At 67.4% G+C, this 24,634-nt stretch carries 25 protein-coding genes and 1 pseudogene; 14 read left to right on the forward strand and 12 right to left on the reverse strand.

Translation table 11 applies throughout. The features are described from left to right. Both TX88_RS34840 and TX88_RS02510 read right to left on the reverse strand, forming a co-directional pair. A pseudogene (locus TX88_RS34840) lies at positions 1 to 1,132 on the reverse strand (FUSC family protein); the annotation flags it as partial. An 11-nt stretch (positions 1,133 to 1,143) separates the two neighbouring features. Next, positions 1,144 to 1,719 carry a TetR/AcrR family transcriptional regulator gene (locus TX88_RS02510; protein ID WP_044514424.1) on the reverse strand — a complete coding sequence of 192 codons (576 nt, stop codon included), beginning with the start codon at positions 1,717 to 1,719 and terminating at the stop codon, positions 1,144 to 1,146. Between the two features lie 124 nt (positions 1,720 to 1,843). Here TX88_RS02510 and TX88_RS02515 point away from each other — a divergent pair, with 124 nt between their 5' ends. The 3 genes from TX88_RS02515 to TX88_RS02525 all read left to right on the forward strand — a co-directional run bounded on the left by TX88_RS02515 (position 1,844) and on the right by TX88_RS02525 (position 4,443). After that, the gene (locus tag TX88_RS02515) at positions 1,844 to 2,479 is read left to right on the forward strand and encodes a TetR/AcrR family transcriptional regulator (RefSeq protein WP_044514426.1); all 636 of its coding nucleotides are present in this window, start codon (positions 1,844 to 1,846) and stop codon (positions 2,477 to 2,479) included. A 72-nt stretch (positions 2,480 to 2,551) separates the two neighbouring features. After that, positions 2,552 to 3,514, forward strand: coding sequence for a class I SAM-dependent methyltransferase (locus TX88_RS02520; protein ID WP_044514427.1), 963 nt, complete (start codon positions 2,552 to 2,554; stop codon positions 3,512 to 3,514). Next, on the forward strand, positions 3,511 to 4,443 hold the full coding sequence (locus TX88_RS02525; protein ID WP_044514428.1) for a class I SAM-dependent methyltransferase: 933 nt from the start codon (positions 3,511 to 3,513) through the stop codon (positions 4,441 to 4,443). Before TX88_RS02520 ends, TX88_RS02525 begins: the two co-directional genes overlap by 4 nt. A 67-nt stretch (positions 4,444 to 4,510) precedes the next feature. On the opposite strand, the gene TX88_RS02530 is transcribed toward TX88_RS02525, so the two are convergent. Together TX88_RS02530 and TX88_RS34475 are read right to left on the reverse strand one after the other, a co-directional pair. Continuing rightward, entirely contained in the window at positions 4,511 to 4,708 is a 198-nt protein-coding gene (locus TX88_RS02530) for a hypothetical protein (RefSeq protein ID WP_044514431.1), read from the reverse strand. Between the two features lie 159 nt (positions 4,709 to 4,867). Next, positions 4,868 to 5,035, reverse strand: a complete 168-nt coding sequence (locus TX88_RS34475) for a hypothetical protein (protein WP_167333287.1) — start codon at positions 5,033 to 5,035, stop codon at positions 4,868 to 4,870. Positions 5,036 to 5,253: 218 nt separating this feature from the next. Here TX88_RS34475 and TX88_RS02535 point away from each other — a divergent pair, with 218 nt between their 5' ends. From TX88_RS02535 to TX88_RS02560, 6 genes are read left to right on the forward strand one after another with little or no spacing between them, the layout of a single operon-like run. Further along, complete coding sequence (locus tag TX88_RS02535; protein WP_044514433.1) at positions 5,254 to 6,117, forward strand: SDR family oxidoreductase; 864 nt, start codon at positions 5,254 to 5,256, stop codon at positions 6,115 to 6,117. A gap of 5 nt (positions 6,118 to 6,122) precedes the next feature. Further along, a complete protein-coding gene (locus TX88_RS02540; protein WP_044514435.1) occupies positions 6,123 to 7,100 on the forward strand; it encodes an NADPH:quinone oxidoreductase family protein in 978 nt (325 codons plus the stop codon). Next, on the forward strand, positions 7,097 to 7,795 hold the full coding sequence (locus tag TX88_RS02545; protein ID WP_044514436.1) for a haloacid dehalogenase type II: 699 nt from the start codon (positions 7,097 to 7,099) through the stop codon (positions 7,793 to 7,795). The genes TX88_RS02540 and TX88_RS02545 overlap by 4 nt, the downstream gene beginning before the upstream one ends. 9 nt (positions 7,796 to 7,804) lie before the next feature. Then, a complete protein-coding gene (locus TX88_RS02550; RefSeq protein WP_044514438.1) occupies positions 7,805 to 8,527 on the forward strand; it encodes a methyltransferase domain-containing protein in 723 nt (240 codons plus the stop codon). Further along, positions 8,524 to 9,012 (forward strand): DUF456 domain-containing protein, encoded by a 489-nt coding sequence (locus TX88_RS02555; RefSeq protein ID WP_044519022.1) that lies wholly within the window; start codon positions 8,524 to 8,526, stop codon positions 9,010 to 9,012. The genes TX88_RS02550 and TX88_RS02555 overlap by 4 nt, the downstream gene beginning before the upstream one ends. Continuing rightward, positions 9,009 to 9,545 carry a YceI family protein gene (locus TX88_RS02560; RefSeq protein WP_110917875.1) on the forward strand — a complete coding sequence of 179 codons (537 nt, stop codon included), beginning with the start codon at positions 9,009 to 9,011 and terminating at the stop codon, positions 9,543 to 9,545. Before TX88_RS02555 ends, TX88_RS02560 begins: the two co-directional genes overlap by 4 nt. A gap of 96 nt (positions 9,546 to 9,641) precedes the next feature. On the opposite strand, the gene TX88_RS02565 is transcribed toward TX88_RS02560, so the two are convergent. Both TX88_RS02565 and TX88_RS02570 read right to left on the reverse strand, forming a co-directional pair. Further along, a complete protein-coding gene (locus TX88_RS02565) occupies positions 9,642 to 10,442 on the reverse strand; it encodes a tyrosine-protein phosphatase (protein ID WP_044514441.1) in 801 nt (266 codons plus the stop codon). Further along, positions 10,439 to 11,671, reverse strand: a complete 1,233-nt coding sequence (locus TX88_RS02570; RefSeq protein WP_044514443.1) for an acyl-CoA dehydrogenase family protein — start codon at positions 11,669 to 11,671, stop codon at positions 10,439 to 10,441. The genes TX88_RS02565 and TX88_RS02570 overlap by 4 nt, the downstream gene beginning before the upstream one ends. Positions 11,672 to 11,714: 43 nt before the next feature. On the opposite strand from TX88_RS02570, the gene TX88_RS02575 reads away from it, so the two are divergent. Further along, on the forward strand, positions 11,715 to 12,176 hold the full coding sequence (locus TX88_RS02575; RefSeq protein WP_044514445.1) for a nuclear transport factor 2 family protein: 462 nt from the start codon (positions 11,715 to 11,717) through the stop codon (positions 12,174 to 12,176). Here TX88_RS02575 and TX88_RS02580 read toward each other — a convergent pair. Together TX88_RS02580 and TX88_RS02585 are read right to left on the reverse strand one after the other, a co-directional pair. Further along, positions 12,122 to 13,366: an MFS transporter gene (locus TX88_RS02580; protein ID WP_244438322.1), complete on the reverse strand. Its 1,245-nt coding sequence runs from the start codon at positions 13,364 to 13,366 to the stop codon at positions 12,122 to 12,124. The two genes, TX88_RS02575 and TX88_RS02580, sit on opposite strands and share 55 nt — an antisense overlap. 46 nt (positions 13,367 to 13,412) lie before the next feature. Further along, a complete protein-coding gene (locus TX88_RS02585; protein WP_044514447.1) occupies positions 13,413 to 14,294 on the reverse strand; it encodes a LysR family transcriptional regulator in 882 nt (293 codons plus the stop codon). A 55-nt stretch (positions 14,295 to 14,349) separates the two neighbouring features. On the opposite strand from TX88_RS02585, the gene TX88_RS02590 reads away from it, so the two are divergent. Both TX88_RS02590 and TX88_RS02595 read left to right on the forward strand, forming a co-directional pair. Next, positions 14,350 to 14,988: a response regulator gene (locus TX88_RS02590; protein ID WP_244438323.1), complete on the forward strand. Its 639-nt coding sequence runs from the start codon at positions 14,350 to 14,352 to the stop codon at positions 14,986 to 14,988. 1 nt (position 14,989) lies between these two features. Further along, positions 14,990 to 16,156 carry a sensor histidine kinase gene (locus TX88_RS02595; RefSeq protein ID WP_044514450.1) on the forward strand — a complete coding sequence of 389 codons (1,167 nt, stop codon included), beginning with the start codon at positions 14,990 to 14,992 and terminating at the stop codon, positions 16,154 to 16,156. Positions 16,157 to 16,162: 6 nt separating this feature from the next. Here the strand turns inward: TX88_RS02595 and TX88_RS02600 are convergent, their stop codons facing one another. After that, entirely contained in the window at positions 16,163 to 17,785 is a 1,623-nt protein-coding gene (locus tag TX88_RS02600; protein ID WP_044514452.1) for an LCP family protein, read from the reverse strand. Positions 17,786 to 17,877: 92 nt separating this feature from the next. On the opposite strand from TX88_RS02600, the gene TX88_RS02605 reads away from it, so the two are divergent. After that, the gene (locus TX88_RS02605; protein WP_044514453.1) at positions 17,878 to 18,792 is read left to right on the forward strand and encodes an alpha/beta fold hydrolase; all 915 of its coding nucleotides are present in this window, start codon (positions 17,878 to 17,880) and stop codon (positions 18,790 to 18,792) included. On the opposite strand, the gene TX88_RS02610 is transcribed toward TX88_RS02605, so the two are convergent. Both TX88_RS02610 and TX88_RS02615 read right to left on the reverse strand, forming a co-directional pair. Then, positions 18,767 to 19,906, reverse strand: coding sequence for an acyl-CoA dehydrogenase family protein (locus tag TX88_RS02610; protein WP_044514455.1), 1,140 nt, complete (start codon positions 19,904 to 19,906; stop codon positions 18,767 to 18,769). The two genes, TX88_RS02605 and TX88_RS02610, sit on opposite strands and share 26 nt — an antisense overlap. Before the next feature lie 94 nt (positions 19,907 to 20,000). Beyond that, on the reverse strand, positions 20,001 to 21,161 hold the full coding sequence (locus TX88_RS02615) for an ROK family transcriptional regulator (protein ID WP_044514457.1): 1,161 nt from the start codon (positions 21,159 to 21,161) through the stop codon (positions 20,001 to 20,003). Between the two features lie 249 nt (positions 21,162 to 21,410). On the opposite strand from TX88_RS02615, the gene TX88_RS02620 reads away from it, so the two are divergent. After that, the gene (locus TX88_RS02620) at positions 21,411 to 24,077 is read left to right on the forward strand and encodes a hypothetical protein (RefSeq protein ID WP_244438324.1); all 2,667 of its coding nucleotides are present in this window, start codon (positions 21,411 to 21,413) and stop codon (positions 24,075 to 24,077) included. 85 nt (positions 24,078 to 24,162) lie between these two features. Here the strand turns inward: TX88_RS02620 and TX88_RS02625 are convergent, their stop codons facing one another. Further along, a complete protein-coding gene (locus tag TX88_RS02625) occupies positions 24,163 to 24,546 on the reverse strand; it encodes a RidA family protein (protein WP_044514459.1) in 384 nt (127 codons plus the stop codon). Between the last annotated feature and the right edge of the window lie 88 nt (positions 24,547 to 24,634).

A 24,634-nucleotide genomic window follows, 5' to 3' on the forward strand; every position in this document is an offset into this window, starting at 1 on the left:
CGGCGACGGCCTCGGGCATCACCCAGTCGGCCGCGCCGGTCTCGGGCAGGCGCCGGCCCAGCACCCGGGCCCACACCGGGCGCGCGTCGGCCAGCGCGGCATTGCCGATCACCCGTCCGGTGACCGCGATGGTCGCCGAGATGGTGCGCCGGATCAGCAGTCCCCGGCCGAGTTCGACGGCGGCCGCGTCGTCGGCGGTACCCAGGATCTGGGTGATGTCGTCGCGATAGCTGCCCTGGGCCACGGTGCGCTGCTCGGCCAGTGCCGCCCGCAGATCGATTCCGCGCGCGGCTCGTTCGGCTGGATCATGGATCCGCAGCAGCGCGGCGCTGTCTCGTAGCACCCGCACCGCGGGGTCGCGCATTGCGCCGAGCAGTTCCCCGGTGTCATCGGTGACCTGGTCGCAGATCCAGCCGAGGTCGTCGACGACGCGTACCAGGGCCCGGCTGCCCGCGCTGAGGGCGACGGGCCGGTAGTCCGCGCCGAGGAAGCTCTCGTACAGCTTGTTCATCGCGCGGGTGACGTCACGGGCCGAGGCCTGGCCCTCGAGCCGGTCGGCCAGCAGCCGGCACACCCGCGCCGAGTAGCGGCGCAGCTCGTCGTGGTGCTTGGGGCGGAACAGGAACAGCGCGGCAGGCACACAGATCACGAGTGCGATCAGCCAGCCCAGCAGCCGGTCGGGTATCGGGCCGACGGGTGTACACAGCGGCAGGACGAACAGCAGCAGCGTGGCGCGCTGCCCGGCGGCGACTATCTCACTGAGCACCCCGGAGAACGACACCACCATGCCGACGACGAACATCGCCGCCACGCTCAGCCACGGATACGGGGCCAGCACCGTGCCCAGCACGATCAAGATGGCGCCGTTGACGGCCAGGCCGCCATACGCGACGGCCCGCGCCGGCCGGTTGCCGGGGAAATCGGCGGTGATGAGCAGAGAGACCGCGCCGAAGATCGCGAACAGCGGAGTCTGGGAGTCCCCGCCGACGGCGAAGCCCACTGCCGCGGCGATGGGCAGCACGATGGCGGCCCGCAGGGCGCGGCGCAACGCGTCGTATTCGGGGTCCTTCTCACGCAGCCGATCGCGGAGACGGCCTGCCGTCCCGTGCCAGATCTCGGCCGGGGTCAGCATGATCGCCGATGTTAGACCGGTTGATCCGGTCTCGGCGGCGGAGTGAACCGGCCCGATTCCAGCGCGTCGCGCATCTGGCCGGTGATCCACTCCAGAGTGTCAGGGTCGCGGGGCAGGGTCGCCTGCTCGTAGCCGACGACCAGATACAAACTCCACGCCGCGAAATATCGGGCGTTGCGTTCGTCACCGATGATCTCGTAGGCGGACTCGAAGATGATGTCGAAACGCAGCTGGTCCACCACCGCCTGCACCTCGTAGACATAGGGATCGAGTGAGCTCCACACCCGGATGGCGGCCTCGGCGCCGTGCGGCAGCGCCAGCGCCTCCATGGTCAGGGACTCGATGCGGTGATGCGGGTCGTGGTCGGCGCGGATGGCCTCGACCACCCGCAGGGTACGCACCTCGCGCCAGTGCGCGATCAGTTCCCGTGTGTAGGACGCCCAGTTCGGGAAGTAGTGATAGAACGACCCGGTTGTGACGCCCAGTCGGTTGCACACTTCGGCGAGTTTGAGCCCGCCGTATCCACGGTCGGACAATACGTCCAGACCGATTTCGAAGTACGCCTCCCGCGAAACTCCCCCTGCCATGGGGCACCACGCTAGTTCGTCGTCAATTTTTCGAGCGCGACGGGGCTTTGCTGGTCAGCCGCATTTAACGCACCCAAACATGACGGCCCCGGGACTCCCAGGTGACGTGTGGCACAATTTGACTGTGGCCCACACAGCGAGCCGAGGACCGGGACGCCCTCCCGCAGCAAAGGCGGCGGAAACTCGTGAGCGCATCGTGCGAGCTGCCCGTGAAGTTTTCAGCGAACTTGGTTACGACGCAGCTACATTCCAAGCGATAGCGATCCGCGCTGATCTCACCCGCCCGGCAATCAATCATTACTTCAGCAGCAAACGTGTCTTGTATCGCGATGTGGTCGAGCAGACCAATGCGAAAGTGATCGCCGCGGGTATTACCAAAGCCCGGGAAGCGACCACTCTGCTGAACCGGATTTCGGCGTTCTTCGCCGCCGCGATGGATGCGGATTCGACGGATCGGTCGGCCGCCGCGTTCCTCGTCACCTCGGTTCTGGAAGCTCAGCGACATCCCGAACTGATTTCCGAGGAGCACGACGCATTGCGTAGCTCGCGGGAGTTCGTCAAGTGGGCGGTCGACGAGGCCATCCAGCGCGGGGAGCTGAGCACCGATACCGACATCCCGGCGATCGTGGAGATGCTGGTCGCGGTGATGTGGGGAATGGGCTTTTATGCCGGTTACGTGGGGCATCGTGACGACGTGGCCGTCATCGTCGACAAGTTCGAACTGTTGATGGCGAACAAGCTCTGGCAGCTGCGCGACTGACGCATCGGCACCGTGAGGTGCCCCACATCACCGTATAGCTTGGCTAACTTCTTCGGTAGCATTGTTTGGCAAATGACTGATCTGAGCGATGTACGGCCGGGTCGGGCCGAGGGCGACAGTTGGGACATCACCGAGAGCGTCGGGGCAACCGCGCTGGGGGTGGCCGCCTCTCGTGCTGCCGAGACCGCACAACCTGAACCGCTGATCCGCGACGAGTTCGCCTTCTTGCTGGTGGCGGCCGCCGGCCCCGCGTGGGCGCAGCTGGCCGGCAGCGAACCGCACTGGATCGGGGACAACCCGGAGGCCCACCAGATCCACGTGATGGCCCGCAACTATCAGGCCGTGCGGACCCACTACTTCGACGACTACTTCACCGAGGTCACCCACGACGGCATCCGTCAGGTCGTCATCCTGGCCGCCGGTCTGGACTCGCGGGCGTTCCGGCTGGACTGGCCCGCCGGTACCACGGTGTACGAGATCGACCAGCCCAAGGTGCTGGAATACAAGACCGCGACTCTGGGGGCGCACGGGGCCGTCGCCCGCGCACAACATGTCCCGGTGCCGATCGATCTGCGCGACGATTGGCCCGCGGCCCTGATCGAAGCCGGGTTCGACCCGGAGCAGCCGACCGCGTGGCTGGCCGAGGGCCTGCTGCCGTATCTGCCCGGTGAGGCCCAGGACCGGTTGTTCGAACTCGTCGGCGCCCACAGCGCACCGGGCAGCCGCCTGGCGGTCGAGGACTTCACCATGGAGCCGGCCCGCTACACCCCGGAGAAGCGCGCCGCGCGCCGCGCCCGTGGCGAGCGCATGCGTGCCTCGCTGGGGCTCGACATCGACGCTGACGCGCTGATGTACACCGGTGACGAGCGGGCTGACGCTGCGGAATGGCTTGCGGCACACGGCTGGGACGTCAACGCGGTCGACAGCGCCGACGAGATGGCCCGGTTGGGCCGGCCGGCCGGCGTCGACGAATTGGCCGAAATCGGCTTGGACAGCGTGCTGTTGCGCGCCAGATTGGACGGAGAAACCCGATGAGCTCACTGCGTAGTCACGACGACACCTGGGACATCGCCACCAGTGTGGGCTCGACGGCCGTCATGGTCGCCGCCGCCCGGGCCGGGGAGACCGGACGCGAGAACCCGCTGATCCGCGACCCGTATGCGGCGATCCTGGTCGCCGGTGCCGGAACGGGCTTCTGGGAGACGCTGCTCGATCAGGACGTCGCCGCCAAGATCGCGGAGGTCGACGGCGAGGCCGCCAAGATCTTCGAGCACATGGGCAGCTACCAGGCGGTGCGCACACACTTCTTCGACGAGTACTTCACCGAGGCCGCCAAGGCGGGAATCCGTCAGATCGTCATCCTGGCCTCGGGCCTGGACTCCCGGGCGTACCGGCTGGACTGGCCGGCCGGCACCTCGGTGTACGAGATCGACCAGCCCAAGGTGCTGGAGTACAAGGCCGAAACCCTGGCCACCCACGGTGCGCAGCCATCGGCGCAGCGCCACGAGGTGGCGATCGACCTGCGCCAGGATTGGCCGAAGGCGCTGCGGGAGGCGGGCTTTGACGATGGGCAGCCGACCGCGTGGCTGGCCGAGGGCTTGCTGATGTACCTTCCCGGCGATGCCCAGGATCGACTGTTCGAGCTCGTCACCGAGCTGTCGGCCCCGGGTAGCCGGATCGCGGCCGAGACCGCCGGTGTCACGGCGAGCGAGCGGCGGGAAGAGATGCGCGAGCGTTTCGAACGTTTCGCGGCTCAGTTCAACATGGAGCAGGCGCTCAACATCCAGGACCTGATCTACGAGGATCCCGACCGTGCCGACGTCGCCGACTGGCTGGGTACCCATGGCTGGCGTGCCGACGGTGTGCATTCACTCGATGAGATGCGCCGGCTGGGACGTTACGTCGAGCTCGACCATGACGACACACGGGCGTTCTCCATGTTCGTCACGGCTGAAAAGCTCTGAGCCCGACCTCCCGAACAACGAAAGGGGCGCCCCGGTTGTGGGGCGCCCCTTACGTTTTCGTTGCCGGTCAGCGGTTCGACATCGCCTTGGTGCGATTCACGTTGGTGTGCTTGACGGTGGTGTCGACCTGAGGAACCGTCGCCTTCTGATGCATCTGGTGCACCCAGAGGTGGTGGTCGACTCCGGCCGACGCGGGCGCGGACAGGCCTAGAAGGGCTGTGGCCACTCCGCTGACGAGCAATGCGGGAACTCCGAACTTATTCATCTATTTCTATCCTTTTTGGGAACACATTCCGTAGTAGATCAACCGACTCACCTGGGGGTTTAATCCCGCTAAACCCTGGCTGGTGCCGTGACAGTGGTCACTGGACCCGGCGGGTCATCGGGATCTGTCCGCGTGCTGTTTCCGCAAGGAACCGACGTCTCAGTGGCTCTGGTGCACGGTGGTGTCGACGTGCGGCACGGTCACGTGCGGGCCGATCTGATCCAGCCAATCGTGGTGGGACACATCGGCCGATGCGGGGCCGGCGAGACCCAGGACGGCGGCGGCCAGACCACTGGCGATCATTGCAGTGAACCCGAACTTCTTCATTTCCTCTGCCTCTTTCTAAATCTTGCTTTCTTGATTGGTTCAACTAAAGGAAGAGCCGGTTGATTCCTGATCAGCGCGGTTGGCGGCAATTGACCGTTCGGTGGCAGAAATGCGTCGTCCCGGGCGGTAACCGACCCGGTTAACCGGGAGTTATCCGCCCGCCGTATACAGGAGGGGAGCTGAGCCGTTTTGCGGCCCGTTAACGAGGAGGAATCCCCATGCCAGGAGTGCAGGACCGCGTCGTCGTCGTCACCGGAGCCGGTGGAGGTCTGGGCCGCGAGTACGCCCTGACGCTCGCCCGTGAGGGCGCCAGCGTCGTCGTCAACGACCTCGGCGGTGCCCGCGACGGCTCCGGCGCCGGACATAACATGGCCGATGAGGTGGTGGCCGAGATCAAGGCGGCCGGTGGTCGTGCCGTCGCCAACTACGACAGCGTTGCCGAGCAGGCGGGCGCCGAGAACATCATCAAGACCGCGATCGATGAGTTCGGCAAGGTCGACGGCGTGGTGTCCAACGCCGGCATCCTGCGTGACGGCACCTTCCACAAGATGACGTTCGAGCAGTGGGACGCCGTGCTCAAGGTGCACCTCTACGGCGGCTACAACGTCATCCGGGCCGCCTGGCCGCACTTCCGTGAGCAGAGCTTCGGCCGCGTCGTCGTCGCCACCTCCACCAGCGGTCTGTTCGGCAACTTCGGTCAGGCCAACTACGGTGCCGCCAAGCTCGGCCTGGTCGGCCTGATCAACACGCTGGCCCAGGAAGGCGCCAAGTACAACATCAAGACCAACGCAGTAGCCCCGATCGCCGCGACCCGCATGACCCAGGACATCCTTCCCCCCGAGGTCTTCGAGAAGCTCACCCCCGAGTACGTCGCACCGGTTGTGGCCTACCTGATGACCGAGGAACTGCCCGACACCGACTCGGTGTTCATCGTCGGCGGCGGCAAGGTGCAGCGCACCGCACTGTTCCAGAACGACGGCATCACCTTCACCGAGGTGCCCTCGGTCGACGACATCGCCGCCAAGTGGGGCGAGATCACCGATCTGTCCGCCGCTCAGCAGGCCAGCTTCAAGCTCGGCTAGAACTGGTGAAAGCGCTTGTAGCGCAGGCACTTACCGGTACATCCGGGCTGGCGTACGTCGACGTCGATGATCTGGCCGGTGACCCCGCATACGCGGGCACCGTCGTCATCGACGTCGGCGCCGCCGGTGTCTGCTTCCCCGATCTGCTGTTGTTACGCGGTGAGTACCAGCTGCGGCTGGAACCGCCGTTCACACCCGGCATGGAGGTGGCCGGAACGGTGCGCTCGGCACCCGAGGGCTCCGGGTTCACCCCGGGACAGCGGGTTTCGGCGTTCTCGATGATCGGCGGGTACGCCGAGCAGGTGGCGGCCGTGCCGGCCAACGTGATCCCCACTGCCGACGGCCTCGACGACGGCGAGGCGGCATCGCTGCTGGGCAACTACTACACGATGCAGTTCGCACTGGCCCGCCGCGGCGGGCTGATGCCGGGGGAGACCGTCCTGGTGCTCGGCTCGGCAGGTGGCATCGGCGTCGCGTCGATCCAGTTGGCCAAAGCCATGGGCGCCAAGGTGATTGCGATGGTGCACCGGTCCGGGGCCGAGGAGTTCGTATCGTCGCTCGGTGCCGACGTGGTGTTGCCGCTGGCAGATGGCTGGCGGGAAGCCGTGATGGAAGCCACCGGTGGTCAGGGCGTCGACCTGGCTGTCGACCCGATCGGCGGCGAAGCCTTCGACGACGCCATCCGGGTGCTGGCCCCAGAAGGTCGGCTGCTGGTCATCGGTTTCGCCGCGGGCGGCGGGATCCCGACCGTCAAGGTGAACCGGCTGTTGCTGCGCAACGTCAGTGTGGTCGGGGTCGGCTGGGGCGAGTTCGTGCGCCGCCACCCGGCCGCCCAGGCGGAGGTCGGTGCCGAGCTGACGAAGTTGGTGGCCGCCGGGTTGCGTCCGCCGCCACCGGTGCGGTTCCCGTTGTCCGAGGGGGCGGCTGCCCTCGATGCACTGGCCAACGGCTCGGTGCGCGGGAAGCTGGTGCTGGAGCCATAGTGCGAGCCCTGGCCTTCGATGTGTTCGGGACCGTCGTCGACTGGCGGTCCAGCATCATCGGTGAGCTGGAAGCCTTCGGCAAAAGCCGGGGACTGCAACGGGACTGGTCGGCTTTCGCCGACAACTGGCGGGCCGGCTACGCCCCGGCCATGGACCGGGTGCGCCGCGGTGAGCTGCCGTGGACCAGGATCGACGATCTGCATCGCGCGATCCTGGTCGACCTGCTCGATGCCGCGGGCATCCGGGCCGGGGACGCTGAGATCGACCACCTCAACCGGGCCTGGCACCGGCTCGACCCATGGCCGGATTCGGTGGTCGGGCTGACCCGGCTCAAGCAGCGCTACCTCATCACGACGTTGTCGAACGGCAACGTCTCACTGCTCACCAACATGGCCAAACATGCCGGGCTGCCGTGGGATTGCGTGATCTCGGCCGAGCTGTTCCGGCATTACAAGCCCGACCCGGAGGCTTATCAGGGCTGCGCCGAACTGCTCGACATCGTGCCCGAGGAGCTGACCCTGGTCGCGGCCCATCCTTCTGACCTGCGGGCCGCCCGCGCGGCCGGGCTCGGGACCGCGTACGTGGCCCGCCCCCTTGAGTACGGGCCGGACCGAGCTCCGCACGACGTCGCGTCCGACGACTTCGACATCATCGCGACGGATTTTGTCGACCTCGCCGACCAGCTCGGTGCGTAGCGTAGAGGTGTGGACACCGCATCGAGTGGGGCATTGCGCAAGGCGCTGGATCTCCTGATCGATCCGCCGGCCGAGCCGGACGTCAGCAAGGGATATCTCGATCTGCTGGGGGAGGGCAGTGACGCCCCCAAGAATGCGGGATTCATCCAGAAGCTATGGGCGACACCGGTCGGGTCGAGGCTCTACGACAACGCCCAGGCCCTCGCCCGCAAGGTGATGACGGCGTGGCAGGAGCCCGCCGAATGGCTCGACATCCCGCCCGGTGGAATCGCCCTCGATGTCGGTAGCGGTCCAGGGAACGTGACGGCCGCACTGGCCCGGGCGGCCGGGCTGGACGGGTTCGCGTTCGGCGTGGACATCTCGGAGCCCATGCTGGCCCGCGCCGTAGAGGCCGAGGCCGGTCGGCAGGTGGGTTTCCTGCGCGCCGACGCCCAGAAGCTCCCGTTCCGGGACGACGTCTTCGATGCGGTGACATCGATTGCGGCGGTGCAGCTGATCCCCGACGCCGAGGCAGCGCTGGCGGAGATGGTGCGGGTGCTGCGTCCCGGCGGGCGCATCGCGATCATGGTGCCCACGGCGACGACCCGTGGGCCGGCACGGCTGCTGTCGAAGGGCGGGGCCCGCTTCTTCGCCGAGGATGAGCTCGCCGATCGGTTCGAGGGGCTGGGGCTGGAGCGGGTACGTTCCAAGACCATGGGCACCATGCAGTGGGTGCGCGGGCAGAAACCGTGAGCACCCTTGGCGTTGTTCTTGTTGCGTTGGTGATCGCCGTAGGACTGGTCGGCATCGTGCTGCCCGTCTTACCCGGCGGCGGGTTTCTCGTGTTCGCCGCGATCGCGGTGTGGGCCATCGTCGAACGCACCACGGTGTCGTGGGTGACGCTCGGTATCGCGGCGGTGTTCTTCGTGACGGCCGAGGTGATCAAGTACGCGTGGCCGGTCCGGCGGATGCGGGCCGCCGATGTGAGGATCTCGAGCCTGGTGGCCGGTGGGGTGCTCGGCCTGATCGGCTTCTTCGTCATCCCGGTGATCGGTTTGGTGATCGGCTTCGTCGCCGGTGTGTATCTGGCGGAGTTGGCCGCACGGCGTGACTACCGGCGGGCCTGGGCGTCAACTGTGCACGCGCTCAAGGGGGTTGCGCTGTCGGTCGGGGTCGAGCTGACCGGTGCGCTGCTGGCCACCATCACGTGGGTGGCGGGCCTGGTGATCGCGTCGTGACGCAGTGGAACCTGAGCCCCGACACGGGCGAGTTGCTGCTGCGCACCGGCGTGACGGGTAGTGCGTCGCGGATGGGTCATCGGTTGACCATCGCGATGCGCTCCTGGCACGCGACGGTGGAATGGGATGGCAAGGTGCCGTCGTCGGTGGAGGTGACGGTCGACCTCGATTCCCTCGACGTGCTGCGGGGTGAGGGCGGCATGACTCCGTTGTCTGGTGCCGAGAAGGTGCTGATCCGGTCCAATGCGTTGAAGACACTGCGGGCGAAGAAGTTTCCGCAGGCAGTGTTCCGGTCCGGCGAGATCGTCGCCGACGCGGAAACGTACCGGATCGAGGGGACACTCGAGATCGGCGGCCACAGCGGCGACCAAGTTGCGGTCGTCCGGGTCGAGGGGGACGGATCCGGGCGGATCAGCGGCCAAGCGCAGGTGCGGCACAGCGATTTCGGGCTGAAGCAGTACTCGATGTTGATGGGCGCGATGAAGGTGGCCGACGAGGTCGAGGTGAGTCTGGTAGTGACCCAACCGGCCTGACGGCGCGTGGCGGTGCCCGTTGACTTCGACACCACGCACACCGTTACCCGTAAGACTGCGGCGTCAGCTCAAAGTCAAACGAGGAGCTGAGCTAGGTCAACCGAGCAGGCCGGACCGCAGCGCCGCGAGATCCTCAGCCGACACCCCGGCCGCGTCGAGGAAGCCGCCCACCGAGCCGTACGCCTCGTCGAGCTTCTTCCACGCCGCGGCGAGGTAGTCCTCGCGCACACCGAGAACTTCGTCGGTCAACCGCGCCTCCGCATAGGTGATCAACTCCGGAGCTTCCTGCGACCGCGCCCGTACCGACTCCATGATCCGGTTCCGCAGAGCCGGGATCGCGCCATTGCTGGCCAGGAAGTCGGAGATGATGCGGTCCCGATCCACGCCCACGGCCTCCAAAACCGTGGCGACGGTGAAGCCGGTCCGGTCCTTGCCGGCGAAGCAGTGGGCGATCACCGGACGTTCCTGCCCCAGAAGGGAAATCACCTCCCGCACCGCGCTGTGCGCGCCCGGCAGCGTCGGGAACTCCTCGTAAACCTCGGTCATGTACCGGCGGGCCGCGGTAGTGATGTCCTCACCCTCGGCTGACTCCGACATCACCCGTTGGAAGGTGTTCTCGTGCGGCGCATCTTGATTCGACCCGCTGTCGGGGTGGAACGGAAGCAGATGGACGGATACGCCGTCAGGCACCTGCCCCGTGCCTTGCCGCTGTACCTCTTGGTGTGACCGAAGGTCGGCGACGTCGGTGATGCCGAGCCGACTGAACACGGCCCGGCCGTCAGCGGAGAGCTGGCTGAGTTGGCTGGAGCGGTAGAGCAGCCCCGGCCGGATCGCGGTCTCGTCCGCGACATCCCGAAAATTCCACGCCCCCGACAGTTCCCCCAGCTCGATGGTCACTGCGCAGTCACCGCCGCTGCTGCGAGCGGGGATTTCTCCCGGCCGAGCTCGGCGCGGGCGATGGTCCGCATGTGGACCTCGTCGGGGCCGTCGAACAGCCGCATCGCGCGGTGCCAGCTGTAGAGCCGGGCCAGCGGGAAGTCGTCGCTGACCCCGGCCGCACCGTGCACCTGGATGGCCCGGTCGATGACATTGCAGGCGATCTGCGGGGCCACCGACTTGATCTGGGAGACCAGCACGTGCGCGGCCTTGTTGCCCTCCTGGTCGATCATCCACGCGGCCTTCTCGCACAGCAGCCGGGCCTGGTCGATCTCGTTGCGGGACTTGGCGATCGACTCACGCACCACACCCTGCTCGGCCAACGGCTTGCCGAACGCGACGCGCTTCTGCACCCGGTCGACCATCAACGCCAGGGCTCGCTCGGCCGCACCGAGCGCACGCATGCAGTGGTGGATGCGGCCCGGGCCCAGCCGGGCCTGGGCGATCGCGAAACCGCTGCCCTCTTCGTGGAGCAGGTTCTCGGCCGGCACCCGCACGTTGTCGAACACGATCTCGCAGTGCCCGTGCTGATCCTGCCAGCCGAACACCGGCAGCGAGCGCTGGATGTCCACCCCGGGGGTATCCACGGGCACCAGGATCATCGACTGCTGCGCATGGCTGGCAGCGTCAGGATTGGTGCGGCCCATCACGATCAGGAGCTTGCAGCGCGGATCGGCCGCCCCGGTGATCCACCACTTGCGGCCGTTGATCACATAGTCGGCACCGTCGCGCAGCATCGTCGTCTCGATGTTGCGGGCATCCGAGGACGCCACGGCGGGCTCGGTCATCGCGAACGCGCTGCGGATCTCACCGGCCAGCAGCGGCTCCAGCCACTGCTTGCGCTGCGCCTCGTCGGCGAACAGGTGCAGGGTCTCCATGTTCCCGGTGTCCGGGGCGGCACAGTTGAGCGCCTCGGGAGCGATCTCCAGGCTCCACCCCGACAGCTCGGCCAGCGGCGCGTACTCCAGGTTGCTCAGGCCCGACTCCGAGGGCAGGAACAGATTCCACAGGCCCTGCTCACGCGCCTTGGCCTTGAGCTCCTCGACCACCGGCGGCACCGTGTGGTCCTTGGGGCCCTTCTCCTCGCGATAGGCGTGGTACGAGGCTTCCGCCGGCAACACATGCTCGGTCATGAAGTCGGTCAACCGGGAGTGGTAATCAGCCGCTTTGGCCGACATCGCGAAGTCCATGCCAGCCACGATAGCCACATGGTTAGACAGGTAGAAAGGTGGCATGACCGACAGTCGCCCGCCTTTCCCGCCCTTCACTCTGGAAACAGCGCTCCAGAAGGTTCAAGCCGCCGAAGATGCCTGGAACACTCGCGACCCGCAGCGGGTCAGCCTGGCCTATACGCCGGACTCGCAGTGGCGCAATCGCGACCTGCACATCGTCGGCCGCAAACAGATCGTGGAGTTCCTGACCGCCAAATGGGAGCGCGAGCTGGATTATGTGCTGCGCAAGAGCCTGTGGGGGTTCCGGGAAAACCGGATGGCGGTGCGGTTCCAGTACGAATGGCATGACGCGCAGGGCCAGTGGTACCGGAGCTACGGAAACGAACTGTGGCAGTTCACCCCGGAGGGCCTGATGGCCCGGCGCGAGGCCAGCATCAACGACGTCCTCATCGAGGAGTCGCAGCGGCGCTACTTCGGTCCGCGCCCGGAGTCGGAGTACGGCCGGGACATCGAGCTCTGGTAGCTGCCCAGAGTGCAGGCCAGCACCCCTGCCAGCACGGCCAGACCCATCACAGTCCCGGCCACGGCAGGCCAACCGGCGGAGTCGAATGCCAGCCCGCCGATCCAGCCGATCAAGCTGGAGCCCGCGTAGTAGAAGAGGTTGTACAGCGAGGACGCCTGTGCCTTGCCGTCGCCGGCGGCCGCGCCGACCCAGCCCGAGGCGATCGCATGCGCGCCGAAGAATCCTGCGGTGGCGATCACCAGCCCGATCAGCACCACGATGACGTTGCCGGCCAGCGTGATCGCGACGCCGGCAACCATCGTGGCGATCGAGCCGAGCAGCACGGATTTGCGGCCGAACCGGGTGGCCTCGGCGCCGGCCCGGGCCGAGGCCCAGGTACCCGACAGGTAGGCCAGGAACACCAGGCTGACCACGGTCTGGGGCAGGCCGAACGGTGCGGCCATCAGCCGGAACCCGAGGAAGTTGTACATCGCCACGAACCCGCCCATCAGCAGGAATCCCTGGCTGTAGAGCACCAGCTGGCGAGGTGAACGCAGGTTCTCGGCCAGCCGCCGGGCCAGGTCTCGGTTGCGTGCCGGGGTGAAGCCGCGCGCGGGTGGGGCGAGTTTGACGAAGGCGAACGCCGACAGCCCACACAGCACCGCGACCACCAGCACGCCGACGCGCCATCCGGCGAACTCGGCGACCGGTCCGGTGACCAGGCGGCCTGCCAGCCCGCCGATCGTGGTGCCGGCGACGTAGGTGCCCGCCGCGCGGGCGGCATGTCCGGCGTCGATCTCCTCGGTGAGGTAGGCGATGGCCACCGCGGGCACTCCGCCCAGCATCAGCCCTTCGAGAAACCGGCCGGACAGCAGCAGCGCCGCGGTCGGGGCCAACGGCACGACAAGCCCGAGAACCGTTGCCGCAGTGATGGAAATCGTCATGGCCTGGACCCGGCCGATCCGGTCGGCCAGGGCTGACCACGGGATCACGCCCAGTGCGAGGCCGACCGTGGCGGCCGAGATCGTCAGCGCGGCATGGGCGGCGCCGGTGCCCATGTCTTGGGCGATCAGCGGGAGGACGGCCTGGGGCGAGTACAGCTGCGCGAAGGTGGCGACGCCGGCGCAGAACAATGCGGCCAGCAGGCGTCGGTACTCGCTCGAGCCACGTGAATGCCCCTGCCAGTCAACGGAGGTCAGGGAGGTGGACACTCAGACGACGGTAGGGCGCCGGCAAAGATGTGTCCAATGCATGAGATTAGTCAATGTCATGCACATTGTGCATGACGAACTCGGCCAGGCGCTCCGCAGCGGGCGGCAGCGGGCGGTCCGCGTTCCAGGTCAGGCCGATCTGACGTTTGGCAGAACTCTCCGACAGCGGGATGTACGCCGCGCCCGGCTCGGCCCGTTCGGGCCGTGGCACCGGCACGACGGCCACCCCGAATCCCGCCGCCACCAGCCCTTCCATGGTCGGGATCTCCATCGCCTCGAACACCACCGGCGGTGAGATCCCGGCCTCGGCCCACAATTCGTCGGTGAGCTGGCGTAACCCGAAGTCAGGTGCCAGCGCCACGAAAGGTTCGGCGCCGGCGTCGGCCAGCCGGATCCGGGACCGTCGGGCGAAGCGATGCTCGCGCGGAACCGCCAGGCACAGCCGCTCCATGTACATCCCGCGCCAGCGGAAACCCTCCGGGCGCGGTGACGTGATCGCCAGGTCGGCCTCGCCGTTGGCCAGACGTTCGACGATCTGGTGCGCCGCACCCTGGAACAGCTCGAAGCGCACCAGGGGGGCCTCGGCGCGGAACCGTCGCAACAGCTCGGGCACGAACCAGCCGGCCTGCGAATGCAGGAACGCCAGCCGCACCGTCCCGGTATCAGGATCGCGTAGCTCCGCGATTCGCTCGGTGGCCGTATGGATTTCGCCGATGCTGCGGCGGGCGTGCTCCAACAGGATGCGACCGTAGGCGTTGAGCCGAAGCCGTCGGTGGACCCGATCGAACAGCGGCACCCCCACCTGCTCCTCGATCCGGGCCAGCGCGCGCGACAGGGTGGGCTGGCTGATGCCGAGTTCGGCTGCGGCGTCGGTGACATGCTCGGTCTCGGCAAGCACCACGAACCACTGCAGCTCGTCCAGATGCATACCGCCGACTCTAAACGCGCTGATCACCGACCCGCGCTGTGCCATGCTGAGCCGCATGGCCGAAAAGGTGCGGGTGGTGGTGGGCGATGACCACCCGATGTTCCGCGAAGGCGTGGTGCGCGCGCTGACCTCCAGCGGCGAGATCGACGTGGTGGCCGAAGCCGACAACGGCGCCGACGCACTGGAATTGATCAGGACCCATCAGCCGCAGGTGGCCCTGCTCGACTACCGGATGCCGCAGCTCGACGGGGCACAGGTGGCAGCCGCGGTGAGCCGCGACGAGCTGCCCACCCGGGTGTTGCTGGTCTCCGCCCACGACGAGTCGGCGATCGTCTACACGGCGTTGCAGCAGGGGGCGGCCGGGTTCCTGTCCAAGGAGTCCACCCGCAGTGAGCTGGTGAACGCCGTGCTGTCGTGTGCCAAGGGCCGCGACGTGCTCGACCCGAACCTGGCGGCCGGGCTGGCCGGGGAGATTCGTCGCCGCAACGAACCCGATGTCCCGGTGCTCAGCCCGCGGGAACGCGAGGTGCTCGACCTGATCGCCAAGGGCCGTTCCATCCCGGCAATGGCCAAGGAGCTGTTCCTGGCCCCGTCGACGGTGAAGACCCACGTGCAACGGCTGTACGAGAAGCTCGGCGTGAGTGACCGGGGCGCGGCGGTCGCGGAGGCGATGCGCCGCCGGCTGCTGGACTGACATGGCCAGCGGGCGCGTCGTCGAATTCTTCACCACTCAACCGGTCCGGGTTTCGGCGTTGCTGCGGCTGCCGCTGATCGGTCTCATCGTGGTCCTGGTCTCGGTGTGGGATGTCGACCACTGGTTGCCGATCCTGTACGCGGTGATCCTGAGCGTGTACACCGCCGTGGCGGTGCTGTGGCTGGTGGTGGTGTTCCGCGGGCCCGTGCCGGCGTGGGCCGAGTGGGCCTCCACCGCGGTCGATGTGCTGGTGCTGGTCGCGCTGTGCGCGGTGTCGGGCGGTGCCACCGCGGCGCTGCTGCCGGTGTTCTTCCTGTTGCCCATATCCGTTGCGTTCCAGGATCGTCCGTGGTTGACGGCGCTGCTCGGCGCCAGCACTGCACTGGGCTACCTGGCGGTGTGGATCCTGTATTCCGAGCGCGACGACAACGTCGGCCTGCCGGACATCGTGTACATGCACGTGGGTTTCCTGGGCTGGCTGGCTGTCGCGTCGGCCGCGTTGTCCTTCGTGCTGGCGCGGCGTTCGGCGCGGGTGCGAACGCTGATGGAGGTGCGGCGCCAGCTGGTGTCGGAGTCGACGCGGGCCGACGACCTGCGCAATGCCGAACTGGCCGAACACCTTCACGACGGGCCGCTGCAGGTCCTGCTGGCGGCACGCCTGGAACTCGACGAGATCCGCGAACGCATCCCGGACCCGGGGCTGGACCGGGTGCATGCCGCCCTGCAGGAGACGGCGGTCGGACTCCGCTCCACGGTGACCGCGCTGCATCCGCAGGTGCTGGCCCAGCTGGGTCTCACCCCGGCCATACAGGAACTGTTGCGCCAGTACGAGACTCGGCCGGATATGACGGTGCGGGCGGACCTCGAGGACGTCGGGCACCCCGAAGGTCAGGCCCTGCTCTACCGCGCCGCGCGCGAGCTGCTGGCCAACATCAACAAACACGCGGACGCGAGCACTGTCTCGGTCGGTCTCTTCCGGGCCGGGGACCGCGTGGTGCTGACCGTGGCCGACGACGGCAAGGGGTTCGACCCGTCGACGGTGGCCCAGTCCGTCGCCGAGGGACACATCGGGCTGGCCTCGCTGCAGGTCCGCATCGAGGCCATGGGCGGCTCGATGGCGATCAGTTCGGAACCCGGATACGGCACCCAGGTCCGGGTCACGCTGTAGCGGCGGCTATTTCACGCAGGGAATGCCGGAGACCTTCATCTGGCTCAGGTCGGTCGGCGCCGCGGACTTGGTGCCGGACGCGGTTGCGGCCACGGTGGTCACCGGCGTACTGGCGGTGGTTTCCTCCGTCGTCTCGCTGGCGGAGTCCCAGGTCGAATCCGATCCGTCCGAGGAACTCGCGTCGGACGACTCGCTCGATCCGGTCAGGTAGTCGTCGCCGGGAAAGTCGGTACCCAGCGTCAGCTGCACCGTCCCGGGGGCCACCTCGGACGATGGCGTGGCGATGACCTTCAGCTCGTCGGCCAGCGACTGGGCGCCGGCCTCCGCGCCGGTCCCGTAGTCGATCGTGGTGACAGCGGCCAGAGATTCGGCGTCGCCGATCTCGCCCGGGGTGAATCCGTTCGCGGAGAAGGTGGTTTCGAGCTGCGCAGCCAGTCCGGAGTACGTGGAAGCGTTCACCACGTCGAGCACCGCACCGTGGCCTTCGAGGACGTGCGCAGGTGCGGCGGGCGCCTCGGTGGTGCCGCCGGGTTCGGCGACCAGGTCCCGCACGATGGCCCGGATGGTGGGGATGTCGACGATGTTGATGTCCTCGCCCAGCGAGTTCTGGCCGAACTCCTTGATGGGCAGCGTGTAGAGGGTGGGTGGCGCACCGGTCAGCGCTGAGGCCCGGCTGGCGAAGCTGGCGAGGTCGAACCCGGAATCCAGCGCGACGTTCTGCTTGGTGACGTTGAGCAGATCACGCAGCATGGTGGGGCTGGACAGGGCGCCGCTCTTGCCCAGGGCCGACACCAGCGCGGCGATGAACGCCTGTTGGCGCCGGGTGCGGTCGAGGTCGGTGAAGTTCTCGTCGTTGATGTCGCGGCGCTGACGCACGAACGCCATGGCCTGCGCGGCGTCGATCTGCTGCACGCCCCGGTGGAAGTCCGCGCCGGAGTACGGATCCGAGGTGTCGGCGTTGAGGCACACTGTGATCGGCGCCACAGCCTTGGCGATCTGGAAGAACGCTCCGAGAGTGACCTCGACGAAATGGTCGATCGGGATTCCGAGGAGATTGCGCACCGTGGCGATCTGGGCCCGGCGGCCGGCCTCACGGGCCTGCTGTTCGTTCGTCGAGGAATCTCCGGAGGATGAGGACTCCAGCGACTCCATCTCGCGCTGATAGGCCCAGCCGTAGGCCTGCTTGACCTTGCCCTTGCACGGGTCGACGTCACAGCCGGCGAGCTCGACGTAGTCGTCACGGGGGATGGAGAACGCGGTCGGGGGGCCGCCGTTCCCGGGCAGGTGCACCACGATCAGCACGTTGGCGTTGTAGCCGCCGACGGTCTCGTCGCCGGCGTGCAGCGCCTCGTAGATGTCCTGGGGCAGCGGGTTGCCGTGCTGGTCCAGCCGGCTGTCCAGCCCCATGATCAGGATGTTCTCGGTGTCCCCGGACGAGACCGGGCCGCCTTCGAGCGCGTTGGACGTGGTGATGCCGTCCAGCGCGCCGTGGTAGGACACCCAGCCGGTACCCGTCCCTGCCAGCACCGTTGCCGCCATCAGGCCGACGGCCGAGCGCCGGGCGGCGCGTACGCCCCGGCGCGGCATGCGGTGCCGGGGGGCGCTGGCGGCGTGGTTGGGTGCGTTCATGGCACCTGCCATTATGGGGCCGTTCGCTGAGGCTTCGTCCACCGGGGAAAATTGCTGGTCAACACCGACGTCCCGGCATTAGCGTGCGCAGCATGAAATTGCGCATCGCCGTGAGCGTGCTCCTGCTGGCGGTGGTGGCGTTGCTGCTGAACGAGCTGGTGGTGACCAAGGAGCAGCGCAAGGCGGAGCCCTTCGCGGGCGGGCACGTGCTGGAGCTGGACGGCCCCGATCTCAACGTGCGGGAGTACGGGCCGCCGGGTGATCGCGCCGTGGTGTTGCTGCACGGGTATTCGGCGTCGATCGAGTGGTGGGAGCAGGTGGCGCCGCAACTGGCCCGCGATCAGCGGGTGATCGCGGTCGATCTCGTCGGCCATGGCGGCTCGGAGGCGCCCGGTGACGGTGCTCCGTACCGTGCGGCCGAGCAGGCCAAGGCGGTGCACAACGCACTGGTGCAACTCGGTGTGCGTCATGCGGTGCTGATCGGGCATTCGATGGGCGGAGCGGTCTCCGCCGAACTGGCCCGGCAGTATCCGGATCTGGTGGATCGCGTTGTGGTGTCCGATACCCCGGCCGCCGACGATCTGGTCACCATGCCGCTACTCGGAAAGATGGTGTGCTGGCCGGTGATCGGCCCGGCACTGGACCGGTTCCGGACCGTGGATGCCATCACCGAGAGCTCGCTGCAGACCGGATTCGGCGCGGACTACCCGGTGCCGGACTACGCGCACCGCTCGCTGGAGCGCCTCACCTACGCCGGAGTCTGCGACTCGACCGAGGGCCCGCATCCGGTGGTGGAAACGCTTGCCGCACTGCACAAGCCGGTACTGGTGCTGTGGGGCGACCAGGATGTACTGACCCCGACCGCGCCCAATGTCGAGCGCTACACCGAGGCCGGGCTGACGCCTGTGGTGATCAAGGGTTCCGGACACACGCCGATGGTCGAGCAGCCCGACCAGTTCCTCGCGGCGGTGACCGACTTCGTCAGGACCCCAGGCCCCGCGAGATGACCAGACGCTGAATCTGGTTGGTGCCCTCGAAGATCTGGGTGATCTTGGCTTCGCGCATGTAGCGCTCGACGCGGAAGTCGCGGGTGTAGCCGACACCGCCGAACACCTGCACGGCGTCGGTGGTGACCTTCATCGCGGCGTCGGTGGCGATCAGCTTGGCGACGCTGGCCTGGGTGGAGTAGGGCAGGCCTTGATCCCGTCTGCGCGCGGCGTCCAGATAGGTGGCCCGCGCGCTCACCACGGCGGCGGCCATGTCGGCGAGCAGGAACCCGAGGCCTTGGTGGTCGGCGATCTTGCGGCCGAACGTGGTTCGTTCGTTGGCGTAGCGGACGGCCTCGTCCAGAGCGGCCTGGGCGATGCCGACCGCGACGGCGGCGATGCCGAGCCGGCCGGAGTCCAGCGCGGAGAAGGCGATCGAAAGTCCTTGTCCCTCTTGGCCGATCAGGCGATCGGAGTCGAGGCGGGCGTTGTCGTAGAACGCCGAGGTGGTGGGCACCGCGTGTAGGCCCATCTTCTCCTCGGGCTTGCCGAAGCTCAGCCCCTCGAGATCGCTGGGGACCAGGAAGCAGGAAATGCCCTTGGAACCTTCGCCGGTCCGGGCGAACAGGGTGTAGAAATCGGCCTTCCCGCCGTGGGTGATCCACGCCTTGGAACCGTTGAGCACGTAGGCGTCGCCGTCACGGGTGGCCTTGCAGTTCAGCGCCGCGGCGTCGGATCCGGCCTGCGGCTCGGACAGGCTGTAGGCACCGATCTGCTCACCGGAGAGCATGCCGGGCAGCCAACGCTGCTTCTGCTCCTCGCTGCCGTAGGCGAGCAGCGGGTGCGACGACAGGCTGTGCACGCTGACCGCGACCCCGACCGCCGCCCACCGCGCGGCGATCTCCTCCAGTACCTGCAGGTAGACCTCGTACGGTTGGCCCCCACCACCCCACTCCTCGGGCTGGGGCAAGCTCAACAGCCCCGCCGCGCCGAGCTGGGCGAAGACGCCGTCGGGGTAGGTCTCGGCTTTCTCGTGCTGGTCGACGATCGGATCGAGCACCTTGTCGGCGATGTCGCGGGTGAGCTCGATGAGGTCACGAGCTTCGTCAGAGGGCAAGAGGCGGTCGACCGGCATACTTGCACATCCTAGTTTCTCCGCGAGCAGACGCGGAGGTACCCCGATTCGCGCGGTTTCGGGTACCGCAGCGTCTGCTCGGCAGGGGGATGTGTCATCGGCTGGGGGTGTGCAGCAGTCCGGCGATATCGGGGTCGAGTTGTTGCAGGGCGACGATGACCGCGACCCGGTAGTCGCGGCCGATTTGCGATCGCACGGTGGTGGTCCGGCCCTGTCGCTCGGGCGGCCGGATCTCGTCGATGCGGGCGTGCAGGGCCACGATGAGTTCCTCGAACTCGACGATGAGGCCCGAGAGGATCAGGATCTGCGGGTCGAAGATCGCTTCGACGAGGATGGCGAGGCGCGCGATCCGGTCGATGACGTCGCGGATGAGGTTCTGGGCGTCCGGGTTTCGGCTCGTTTCCAGTGCTACCGCGTCAAGGTCGATGTCGCGGAGCGCCATGCCCTCGGTGTGTGGGGCGACGGGTTGCATGGCGGTCAGCGACATGCTGGCGTCGACGCAGCCGACCCGCCCGCAGGCGCACGGGATGAGGCTTCCGGAAACGGGCATGTGCCCGATTGCTCCGGCGACCCCGGTCGCGCCCCCGTATGGCCGGCCGCCGATGATCAGGCCGACGTTGGTGTGGCCGCCGCAGTCGAGCACCAGCGCCGAGCGCACCTCCCTGGCCTCGCCGGCAATCGTCTCGGCGAGCGTCATGGCCTGGGTCGTGTCCTGCACGGCCGTCGGTATGCCGAGCGCATCGAAGATCGGCCGGCCCAGCTCCACCTCCGACCAGCCGAGCGCCTTCGACTCGACGACGAATCCCGTTGTGCTGTCGACGAATCCAGGAATGCAGATGCCTGCGGCGGCAACCGGCCCGCCGGAGGGGTCGTCGATCAACTCCTTCGAGATGCGGATGATCGAGCGGATGGCGGAGGCCGGGGTCCGTCCGGCCGTCGGCGTCTCGCTCTCGCTGGAGATGTTGCCCGTCGCGTCGGCGACGACGACGCGCGCCCGGCGTTCGTCGATCCAGATCCCCAGTACGCGCCGCGCCTGCGGGTTGCAGCCCAGTAGTTTGCGGGGCCGGCCCCGGTAACCGGGACCTTCGACGCGCGAATCCAGCTCGATCAGGGTGCCGTTGTCGATCAGTTCGCCGACAAGGGTGGTGACGGAGGGACGGCTCAGGCCGAGCCGATCCGCCAGGTCGGCCCGGGCCAGCGGACCCTCTGTCCGCAGCAGGTGAACGACGCGCTGGCGGTGCAACAGGCGCAGCACCTGTGCTTCCTGCCGCGTCGATTCTGACCGTTTCAGGTGAACCTCCTTGACGTCCCCGACAACCGACTGCTATTAAATTCGTCACAGAAATTAAATAAGCCACTAGGGCATCGGAGCCAAGCCATGAACGCTAGCAATCCGCTCGTCAACCCCCTGTTCGCGTCGCCTTCGTCGAGCGCGCCGGCAAGCCCGACACCCGCTCGCCGAACAACCCAAACTACCGCGCGGATCGGGGCATACAGCGGCATCGTGGTCACGGGATGGCTGGTCGCCGCGGTCGCCTCCGGCTACGGCGTCGCCGCGGCCGAAACCACCGGCACCTCCTCGCCCGACTCCTCGACATCCAGTTCAGCGAACTCGGCGTCGTCGACCGAAGCGTCCACCGTCTCCGACGACGCGAAGAAGGGCGCATCGCCCGTCGGCAAGAACTCGGCCAAGAAGGCCACCAAGCCGAAGCGGACGGGCAAGACGTCGACCACCAAGGAACTGGCGCCCGGGGTCACGATCAGCAGCAGTGGCGGGGCGCGCGCGACAGATTCCGATATCGAGAGCACCGGGGCGCAGAAGGAGCCGGGCAAGCCCCGGGGACTGGCCGAGGCTGTTGACGCGCACGTGGATGCCCTGTCGTCGATTCCTGACAAGGTCCGGTCGACCGTCTTGGGCCTGACCGAGGGCAAGGGCAGGCCGGCGTTGTCGATGCCGGACTCCGCGGCGTCTGTCGCGTCGGCGCGCACATCGGACAACGCCTCGCCACTGACCCCGGTCGGGCCGGTCAGGCTCACCGACACGCTCAAGCGGTCGTTGGCCAAGGTGGAACGGGTCACCGAGCAGGTGACGGAGCGGGTGAGCGAGAGGGTCTCCGACAAGATCACCGAGTCGGATGTGGTGTCCGCCGCGAACGAGGTCCAGACCCAATTCGCTTCTGGTGCAGCCAAGATGCAGACCGCTACTGCTGCCGTCGCTGGGCCGGTCGCCAAGGTTGCCGCAACCACCGATGATCCCGTGGGGATCCTGAACGGCATCGTCACCGATCTGCTGAACCCGTTCCTCGCGCCGGCACCCGATTCGCCGGAACCGTTCACGCCGATGATGTGGGCCGCGCTGGCCTGGGTTCGGCGCAATGCGTTCAACCAGTCGCCGACCGTCAGTTCTGACCCCGTCACCACCGTGCAGACGGGCCAGACCGTCACGGGCAACATCGGCGCCACCGATGCCGAGGGCGATGAATTGACCTACACGGTGACCGAGCAGCCGAAGTACGGAACGGTGACCATCGACCAGAAGACAGGCGAGTTCACCTACACCCCCAACGATATCGATTACGAGGCGGCGCAGGAGGATTCGTTCACGGTGTCGGTCACCGACGGCGAGAAGGTCAACCTGCTGAGCTTCTTCAAGCCGCGCACCGCTCAGAAGGAAGTCGACGTCACGGTGCTCAGCCCCACCATCGAGCGCGTGATCCTGAACATGCCCGACGGCATCAAGAACCCCAACACCCCCCGTTTCGCCGAGGACGGGAAGTCCATCTACTTCGCGGCCACCCCTCCGGCCGGTGGTCGCCAGGAGATCTACCAGATCAGCGTCGACGGCTCGAAGGTCGAGTGCATCACGTGCGGTGTCTCCCCGGAGATCAGCCAGGGACTGTCCAGAGTCGTTCCGTTCCAGGACGGTTCGGGCCGGTTGATGATCCAGGTCGCCACCAGTCCTAACTACTACGTGGTCTACGAGGACACCGCCAACGGTCGGCAGTTGGTCCCGGTCGTCACGCCGCCGTCGGGTTCACGTGCCCTCGACCCGCAACGCGAGATGAGGATTTCGCCCGACGGGACCCACGTCCTGTTCAGCCAGATCCAGATGGGCCAGGGCGGAACCATCACGGCCGTGCCGGTCGTCGGCAAGCTGACCCGCACCACCAACGCCACCACCGGGGCAGCCGAGTACCACATCGACGACGCGCGAGTGGTCTATCCGGTAGGTGAGGGCAAGCAATGGACGCCCGACGGTAAGGGCGTGATCATCCTCGGCGGCACGTATGAGGCCGGCGGTGTCGACGACATCGTGGTCGACCTGGAAACCGGTGAGGTCACCCGACTGACCGCCAACCCCGAGTACGACGAAGACATCGACATGTCGCCGAATGGTCAGTGGATCGCGGTCGGCAGCACGCGCGGATACCATGCGTTGTCGCCCATGACCAGGATCGACCGGCCGGCATTTCTTCCGGCGTACATTCAGGGGACCGTCTACACCGCCTATGCAGGTGATTCGAACTACCACAACGTGAGCAACCAGGAATGGGCCGTCGCCGTCGAGGATGAGCTCAAGGGCGAGAACGGGATTCCGCTGTTCGCGGACAATGACGGCTACACCGCTCGGAGCATGGCGAGCTGGAACGCCGACGGCACCGCGGTCACGTTCTGGGAGGCCGGCGAGACGGACACCCGCCTCGTGGTGGCCAACCTCAAGTACACGACCAGCACCGGGCCCGTCGCCGGAGACATGACCACGCCGGACCCGGACTGGGCACCCAAGCTCGACACCTACGTCGCCACCAATGCGCCGTTACCGGCAACCGGAACGTATGCCGGCGACGGCGGCGGCACCGCGGTGGTCAGCGAGGTCACCGATCCGACGACGGGTCACATCGTCCGGACCGTCACCTACACCGACTATGTCAACAAGGACGGCATGATCCTCAACGGCACCGAGTCGACGGATACCACCGCCAGCCAGGCGTCGGTCGCCTACAAGGCGGACATCACGGTCACCGGAGCGCACACGGGATACCTCAAGGCCGACGCCAACATCAACAAGCTCACCCGGACGATGACCGGCTACATCACGTCCGACGTCGATGGCGACGAGCAGAGCCTCCTAGATCCCAACGACATCGACGACGCACGAGACAACGTCTAGTCACTGACGGGCACTGACCAAACCAACCGCTCCGGCCCGCTCACCGCACGGTGTGTGCGTCGGAGCGGTTGGCGTTCAACGCATGTCAGCGCATCCGTGCGATGATCTGGATCTCGACCAGCGCGCCCGGCACGGCCAGCTCGGTGACACCGACCGCGGTCCAGGCCGGGTACGGTGCGCCCACGAACTCGTCCTTGACCTCACCGAACACCTGCACGTGCTGTTGCAGGCCGACGTGGTAGCTGGTGATGTCGGTGACGTCGGCGAAGGTCCGCCCGGCCTCCGCGAGCAGCCCACGCAGGTTCTCGAAAGCCTGCGTGAACTGTGCCCGCGGGTCCTCGGCGACACTCATATCGGGGCGGATCCCGATCATCCCCGAACAGCGCAGGTGATCGCCGTCGACGACCGCCGGTGCGAAGTGGTGGGCGTCGTACATCGGCTGCATCCACTGCGGGACAACTATTTTCATACCTGGCTCCTGGTTCAGAGAAGTTGCCGGCTTGACCGTGAAAAGACGCGAAAGCCCCCTTTTCCCGAAGGAATAGGGGGCTTTGGCG

Source organism: Mycolicibacterium septicum DSM 44393 (assembly GCF_000455325.1).
Taxonomy (GTDB): Bacteria; Actinomycetota; Actinomycetes; order Mycobacteriales; family Mycobacteriaceae; genus Mycobacterium; species Mycobacterium septicum.